The 6,430-nt window shown below is 73.4% G+C and carries 6 protein-coding genes and 1 pseudogene; 4 read left to right on the top strand and 3 right to left on the bottom strand.

The genetic code is table 11. The annotated features are described in order from the left end of the window. The 4 genes and pseudogenes from rfaE2 to I5E_RS03710 form a co-directional block, all read left to right on the top strand. Positions 1-694 (top strand): annotated as a pseudogene (gene rfaE2 / locus I5E_RS21115) (D-glycero-beta-D-manno-heptose 1-phosphate adenylyltransferase); the annotation flags it as partial. A 119-nt stretch (positions 695-813) separates the two neighbouring features. Continuing rightward, complete coding sequence (locus tag I5E_RS03720; RefSeq protein ID WP_022905808.1) at positions 814-1,497, top strand: DedA family protein; 684 nt, start codon at positions 814-816, stop codon at positions 1,495-1,497. After that, complete coding sequence (locus I5E_RS21110) at positions 1,494-2,777, top strand: sensor histidine kinase (RefSeq protein WP_148286848.1); 1,284 nt, start codon at positions 1,494-1,496, stop codon at positions 2,775-2,777. Before I5E_RS03720 ends, I5E_RS21110 begins: the two co-directional genes overlap by 4 nt. Then, positions 2,774-3,436, top strand: a complete 663-nt coding sequence (locus tag I5E_RS03710) for a response regulator (protein ID WP_022905806.1) — start codon at positions 2,774-2,776, stop codon at positions 3,434-3,436. The genes I5E_RS21110 and I5E_RS03710 overlap by 4 nt, the downstream gene beginning before the upstream one ends. A gap of 65 nt (positions 3,437-3,501) precedes the next feature. On the opposite strand, the gene phoA is transcribed toward I5E_RS03710, so the two are convergent. The 3 genes from phoA to I5E_RS22530 all read right to left on the bottom strand — a co-directional run bounded on the left by phoA (position 3,502) and on the right by I5E_RS22530 (position 6,373). Beyond that, entirely contained in the window at positions 3,502-5,193 is a 1,692-nt protein-coding gene (gene phoA, locus I5E_RS03705; protein ID WP_022905805.1) for an alkaline phosphatase, read from the bottom strand. Between the two features lie 162 nt (positions 5,194-5,355). Beyond that, on the bottom strand, positions 5,356-5,850 hold the full coding sequence (locus I5E_RS03700; RefSeq protein ID WP_022905804.1) for a Dps family protein: 495 nt from the start codon (positions 5,848-5,850) through the stop codon (positions 5,356-5,358). 109 nt (positions 5,851-5,959) lie between these two features. After that, positions 5,960-6,373 carry an SIP domain-containing protein gene (locus tag I5E_RS22530; RefSeq protein WP_022905803.1) on the bottom strand — a complete coding sequence of 138 codons (414 nt, stop codon included), beginning with the start codon at positions 6,371-6,373 and terminating at the stop codon, positions 5,960-5,962. Positions 6,374-6,430: the final 57 nt, after the last annotated feature.

Genomic DNA, 6,430 nt, shown 5'->3' with positions numbered 1-6,430 from the left:
GCCGTGACGGTGGCGCTCGCGGTGCGCGCACCGCTCCGCGACGCAGTGTCCGTCGCCCAGGCCGCCGCGGACGTCGTCGTCCGTGAGGCGGGGGACGTCCGTCTGCACCGCCGCGGCGCTCCTGGAGTCCGTGACGGCGCCGGCGGCCACGGTCGTCGACCACGAGGAGCTCGCCGCTGCGGTGACGGACGCGCGGGCGGCCGGTCGGCGCATCGTGTTCACGAACGGCTGCTTCGACGTGGTGCACCGCGGACACACGACCTACCTCCGGCAGGCCCGCGACCTCGGCGACCTGCTCGTCGTCGCGCTCAACGACGACGACTCCGTCCGGCGGCTGAAGGGCCCGGAGCGTCCGATCAACCCGGCCGAGGACCGGGCGGGTGTCATCGCGGCGCTCGCGTGCGTCGACCTGGTGACCGTCTTCGCCACCGACACCCCGATCCCCCTGCTGGAACGGCTGCGGCCCGAGGTCTACGTCAAGGGCGGCGACTACTCCCCCGAGATGCTGCGGGAGACCGCGGTGGTGCGCGGCTACGGCGGCGAGGTCGTCATGGTCGACTACGTCCCGGAACACTCCACGACGGCCGTGGTCCGACGGATCCGTGAGGCAGCCGCGGCGACCGAGGCAGCCGCGGCGACCGAGACGATCGCGAGCGAGGTGGCGGCCGCCGACGGGTCGGACGGCGCCGCCTGACCGGTCGGGCGACGTCACACCACGGTAGGGGGTGGTCGAGACCCGCGGGGGATGGCAGCAGGCCCGCGGTTCCGTAGCGTCGGGACCGTCGACGAGGTCCGTCGGCGGAGGGAGCCACCGTGTTCGACCAGATCACCCCGCTCGTCGTCGAGCTGGCGACCAGCCCGCTCGTCTTCGTCGTCCTGTTCGTGCTCTGCCTGGTGGACGGCTTCTTCCCGCCGGTGCCGAGCGAGACGGCCCTGGTCGCGGTCGCCGCCGTCGCCGCGACCTCCGGACAGCCGCTCCTCGCAGGGGTGCTCGTGGCCGCCGCGCTCGGCGCGGTCGCCGGGGACTCCGTCGCGTACTGGATCGGCCGTCGGATCGGACTGGACCGGCTCGCGCGATCCCGCCGCCCACGGATCGCCTCGGCGTTCGCCTTCGCCGAGCGGCAGATGCGACGGCGGTCCGCGAGCCTCGTCCTCGTCGGCCGGTACATCCCCGTGGGACGGGTCGCGGTGAACATGACCGCCGGCGCCACCCGGCTGCCGTACCGCCGTTTCCTCGCGATCAGCTCGATCGCCGGACTGGCGTGGTCGGCCACCTCGATCGGGATCGCCCTCGCGACGTCGAGCGTGCTGCACGAACCCGTCGTCGCCGCGCTCGTCTCGATGGTGGTCGCCGCCGGGCTCGGCATCGCCGTCGACCGCGTCCTCGGTAGAGTCGGCCGGAAGCGGGACGCCCGCGCCGCGGCCCGTGCGGCCGAGATGGACACGGCACCACCCGCCCCGCAGCTCGCCCACGCCGGAGGGACCGCTCGACCGTGACCGCCCACGTCCCACCCGTGACGCCCCGCCGACGCCGGCCGTGGTCGACGCGTCGGGAGTGGGCGACCTGGCCCGTGGTCGTCGCTCGGATCGTGCTCGTCGTGGTCGCCGCGACCCTGTTCGCGGTCGCGGCCCCCGTGACGGTGGCGGTGTACGACGTGCCCGTCCCCCTCGCACTGCTCGTCACCGCGGTCCTCTCGGTCTCGCTCGGGCTCGCCCCGGTCCTGCCGCGGACCTCCTCGGTGGCGCACCTCGCGGCGGTGGCGGCGCTCGGCCTCCTCACCGCCGGCTCGCCCGCCGGTCCGTGGCCGCTCCCGGTCACCGCGATCATCGGCGTCGGCGCGCTCCTGGTCGTGCTCGGCGTCCGGACCGACTGGCGGCTCACCGCAGCCGTCTGGACCGCGGCCACGGTGCTGACCCTCGCCCTCGTCGCGGTGGCACCCGGACGCTGGGAGCCGGCCGACGTCTGGGCCGCCACCTTCGTCGTCTCCGCGGGCAGCTCCCTGCTCCTCGCCGGCACGGCCGTGGCCGTCGGGCAGCGTCGGGCGGTCCGGGTCGAGCTCGCCGAGGCCCGTCGGGACGTCGAGCTCGAGCAGGCCCGACGCCGCTCGGTCGAGGAACGCTCCCGGATCGCCCGCGAGCTCCACGACGTCGTCGCGCACAGCATGTCGGTCGTGCACATGCAGGCCGAGTCGGCACCCTTCCGCGTGGCGGACCTGCCGCCGGCCGCACGCGCCGAGTTCGCCGCGATCGCCGAGACCTCGCGGACCGCCCTGCGGGAGATGCGCCAGTTGCTCGGCACGCTCCGCGCCGACACCGCCGCCGAACGGGCTCCGCAACCCGGGCTCGACGACCTGCCCGCACTCGTCCGTGCCACGCAGGCCGCCGGGATCCCGGTCGCGCTCCAGCTCGACGAGGGGGCGTCCGGGGGCACGATCGACCCGCTGGCCCGACTCGCTGCCTACCGCGTCGTGCAGGAGGCCCTCGGGAACGTCGCACGCCACGCCCCGGGTGCCGAGACGGCCGTGACCGTCGTACGGCGCGACGCGGTGCTCGCGGTCGAGGTCGTGAACGCGGCACCACCGCGGGACACCGTCGCGATCGTCCCGCCCGACGACGGCGGCTTCGGGCTCACCGGCATGCGGGAGCGCGTCGCGGCCCTCGGCGGGACGATCGACCACGGACCGCTGCCGTCCGGCGGCTTCCGCGTCCGGGTCACCCTGCCCTGCCACCCCGGCACCACCACCCTGCGTCCGCAGGCCGACCGAGGGACCCGATGACGCGTGTGATGGTGGTCGACGACCAGCAGATGTTCCGCATGGGACTCGTGGCGATCCTCCAGGCCCAGGACGGCATCGAGGTCGTCGGCGAGGCCGCCGACGGCGCCGCAGCGGTCGTCGAGGCGCTGCGGCTCCGGCCGGACGTCGTCCTGATGGACGTGCGGATGCCCGCGCTCGACGGCATCGAGGCGACCCGCCGGATCACGGCCGCACCCGCGACCGAACCGGTCCGGGTCGTCATGCTGACGACCTTCGACATCGACGACTACGTGTTCGACGCCCTCCGCGCCGGTGCGAGCGGCTTCCTGCTCAAGGACGCCAGTGCCGACGAGCTCGTGCAGGCGGTCCGGACGGTGGCGGCCGGCGACTCGTTGCTCGCTCCGCGCGTGACCCGGCACCTCGTCGAGGCGTTCGTCGCGGGCCCGCTGCCGGTCGCGCCCCGGACCGAGGTGCTCGAGGTGCTCACGGAACGGGAGCGCGACGTGTTCCTGCTGCTCGCACGGGGCCGGTCGAACGGGGAGATCGCCGCGGAGCTCTTCATCGCCGAGCAGACCGTGAAGACGCACGTCGGACGGATCCTCGCGAAGCTGCAGCTGCGGGACCGCGTGCACGCGGTGGTGCTGGCGTACGAGACGGGCCTGGTGACGCCCGGCGGCTGACGCAGGGGCACGGCGCGCCCCGCCGGTCCGGCAGGGCGCGCCGTGGACGTCGTCCGTATCGGGTGCTAGCGGACCCGGACCTGCTTCGACGCCTGCTTGCCGGACTGCACGCCCGTGAAGGTGATCGTCGACTTGCCGGGCGTCGCCTTCCACTCCACCGTGGCGGTGCCGTCGATGACGTCGACCGTGCCGAGGTCGGTCGAGCCGACCGCGACCCGCACCTGGCGGTCGCCGGCGAACCGCGAGCCCGTGAGCGTCACGCGCTGGCCCGGACGCGGTGCTCCGACCGACAGGTCGACGCGGGCGCCGCGGGACAGCGCCGCGAGGTCCTCGTGCAGGTCCAGGCCGTCGCGGATCGTGAAGAACGTGTCCGTCTGGTCCGAGAGCCCGACGACGTTCGCGGCGCCGGGGCCGTACGCCGCGATGCGGACCTGCGTGCCGGTGTGCTGCTGCGAGCTGCCGGCGGCCGAGGTGCCGTACGAGACCTTCATCGTGGTGCCGTCGGCCGTGCGGAGCGCCGTGGAGAGCGAGGTCGGCGGCGTGTTGTCGACGATCTGGCTCGAGTGGGCGTGGTCCGCCGTGGCGATCACGAGCGTGTTGCCGTCCTTCTTGGCGAACGCGAGCGCCGCCTGCACGGCCTCGTCGAAGTCGATCGTCTCGCCGATCTGGCCGCACGCGTCGGCGGCGTGGTCCTGCTTGTCGATGCTCGCGCCCTCGACCTGCAGGAAGAAGCCCTTGCCGGACTTCGCACGGTCACGGTTCAGCAGGTCGATCGACTTGTTCGTGAGCGACTGCAGCGAGAGCCCGGTCGACAGGCGTGCCGGGTTCGGCGTGCACTGCACGGGTACTTGGTCGGCCCCGCCGACGGTCGCCGTGGTGGGGGCGTACCGGGTTGGGAAGTTCCCGGGGGTGAAGAGCCCGAGGAGCGGCTTCGACTGGTCGGCGCGACGGACGGCGGCGAGGCCGTCGGCGTCGGAGACCACCTGGTAGCCGCGCTGCTCGGCCTGGTCGAACAGGGTCGAACCCTGCCACTGCCCGGCCTTCGCGGTCTGCTGGAAGCTCGCCGACCCGCCGCCGAGGGTGAGGTCCGGTCGGGTGTTCAGCAGCTGCTCGCTGATCGACCCGAGGCCGCCGTTCTGCAGCGCGTCCGTGCCGCACGACGCGGTGTCGGGGCCGTAGCAGGAGCGGGCGCCGACGTGGGCGACCTGGACCGCCGGGGTGGCGTCCTGGATCTCGGCGGTGGACACGTCGCCGGTGCGCAGCCCGTTGGCCTTGGCGAGCTCGAGGAGCGTCTGCTGCTGCTTCCCGTCGACGTCGACCGAGATCGCGCCGTCGTACGTCTTCGTGCCCGTCGCCCACGCGCTGCCCGACGCCGCGGAGTCGGTCACGTAGTCGGGCTTGCCCTTGTCCGCGCCGTCCTTGACCACGGAGTACGTCGTGTACGACCCGGTGAGCGGCAGGGCGTCGAGGCCCGGCAGCCGGCCGGCCGCGCCGTACTGGTAGTTCCGGGCGATGGTGATCTCGGAGTCGCCCATGCCGTCGCCGATGAGCAGGATGACGTTCTTCGCGCCGGCGCGCTCGATCTCCTGCTGGACCGAGCGCGTCTGGTCGCCCTGGTGGCGCTGGGCGCCGCCGTGCTGGTCGAGCGCGAGCTGCCCGACCGCCTCGGCCGCGCCCGGCAGTGCCACGGCGCCGGCGATGAGCGCGGCGGAGAGTGCGAGCGCCGTCCGGCGGCGTCGCTCGGGAGTGTGCTGCATCGGTTGTTCCCCTCGTCTGTGCCCCCGAACGGGTGCCATCCGAGGATGGCTGTGCGTGGGTACAGGCGGGTGAACTGGCCCGGTCTGGTGGATGAACAGACGTGGTGACAGCGAGACGGGAGGTGCGGTGCCAGCTGGCACCGCGCCTCCCGTCAGTCGCGCCTACGCGGCGAGGTGCGCCTGCAGGAACCAGCGGTCCTTGGTCAGCCCGCGCTCGATCTCGATGACGACGTCCTGGCTGTTGAGGTCGACCTCGTCGAGGCCCTCGACCGCACGGCGGACCTGCAGCAGCGCGGCGTCGATCTCGGCGATCACCTCGGTGATGGTCACGTCGGAGTTCTGGAAGCCCTCGGAGAGCGGCGGGATCGTGGTGTTCGCGGCGACGGTGGCGATGCGCGAGTCGACGGGCAGGCCGAGTGCGACGATGCGTTCCGCGGCGAGGTCGGCCCACTCCTGCGCGTGTTCGACGATCGTGTCGAGCAGCTCGTGCACGCCGACGAAGTTGCGGCCACGGACGTGCCAGTGCGCCTGCTTGCCGTTGACGACGAGCGCCTCGAGGTCGATGACGACCGGGGCGAGGAACTGCGCCACACCGGCGGCGAGCTCCGGCGTGGTCGAGAACGGCGACGTGGTGCTGGTGCTGGTGGTGTCGGTCATGTCGTTTCCTCCTGCCTCGTGGTCCCACCCGAGTGGGGTGGGTCCGATGGTGACAACAGTGCCCGCTCCGCTCGTGCGCCACAAGGGAGCGAAGGCTGGCCTCGCCCCGTCAGCCGACGAGGGTGTCGAAGCCGGCCTCGTCCAGCTCGATCTGCACGACGGAGCGCGCCCGCTCGACCCAGGGGCTGTCGGCACAGCCGATCCAGACGGTCGTGCGCGGTTCGCAGTCGGCGACGCACCACTCGGCGGCCCACCCCGTGACCGCGCTCGCGAGGGCCTCGCCGTGGTCGGCGAAGACGAGGGACGCCACCGCCGAGGGGCGGGCGCTCCGGACCAGCCAGGTCACGGTGACGCGCGGGGGCGCCGGGAGGGTGTGCACCTGTTCCGGCAGGGCCGTCTCGACGAAGACCTGGCCGTACGCGTTGGCGGGCAGGTCCTCGAGCATGCGGGTGATCTCGGGCAGGTCGTCGACGCCACCGGCGAGGAGGATGCGTTCGCTGGGCTGTCGCCGGGTCCGTGCCATACGGCAACGGTAAGGGAAGCCTTACCTCATCACAAGGGCACCGACACGGTTCCGGCG

The sequence above is a fragment of the Curtobacterium sp. B18 genome (assembly GCF_000333375.1).
GTDB lineage: Bacteria > Actinomycetota > Actinomycetes > Actinomycetales > Microbacteriaceae > Curtobacterium.
This window is presented reverse-complemented; position numbering and strand designations above follow the sequence as displayed.

Bases quoted from the DNA above. Each gene is read 5' to 3' on its own strand.
- I5E_RS03700 (WP_022905804.1), bottom strand. From the start codon at position 5,850: ATGACCGACACCACCAGCACCAGCACCACGTCGCCGTTCTCGACCACG.
- phoA (WP_022905805.1), bottom strand. From the start codon at position 5,193: ATGCAGCACACTCCCGAGCGACGCCGCCGGACGGCGCTCGCACTCTCC.
- I5E_RS22530 (WP_022905803.1), bottom strand. From the start codon at position 6,373: ATGGCACGGACCCGGCGACAGCCCAGCGAACGCATCCTCCTCGCCGGT.
- I5E_RS03710 (WP_022905806.1), top strand. From the start codon at position 2,774: ATGACGCGTGTGATGGTGGTCGACGACCAGCAGATGTTCCGCATGGGA.